The organism is Mammaliicoccus sp. B-M6, assembly GCF_022386965.1.
Classification (GTDB): Bacteria; Bacillota; Bacilli; order Staphylococcales; family Staphylococcaceae; genus Mammaliicoccus; species Mammaliicoccus sciuri_A.
Genome location: NZ_JAJNHJ010000092.1, coordinates 1 through 321, shown reverse-complemented (window position 1 = coordinate 321; position 321 = coordinate 1). Strand labels below are relative to the sequence as shown.

The following is a 321-nucleotide window of genomic DNA, read 5'->3' as shown; positions in this document are numbered from 1 at the left end:
TCTGGGACCACTTCCTTTCCAATTCCTTGTACTTTTTTAAAATTTCATTTTCTACTTCTTTGCGCTTTAATTCAATTTTTAGCGTCTCAACAGTACTCAATTCTTCATTTCCTTTTCCGTAGGAATATTGTTTACCTACTTGTTGATTGAATCTATGTGTTTCCCCATTTCTATACCATTTCCACCACACTTTAACTTGAGATTCATTTTTAATATTTAAAGCATCCATTATTTCTCTTGTACTATATCCTTTAAGTTTCATTTCTACTACTTTATATTTTGTTTCAACTGAATATGCCACTCTTTTCATAGAAAAAACAC

At 30.2% G+C, this 321-nt stretch carries 1 pseudogene; it reads right to left on the bottom strand.

Annotated elements, in window-relative coordinates:
• Nucleotides 1-310, bottom strand: a pseudogene (locus LQ693_RS13560) (helix-turn-helix domain-containing protein); the annotation flags it as partial.
• Between the last annotated feature and the right edge of the window lie 11 nt (nt 311-321).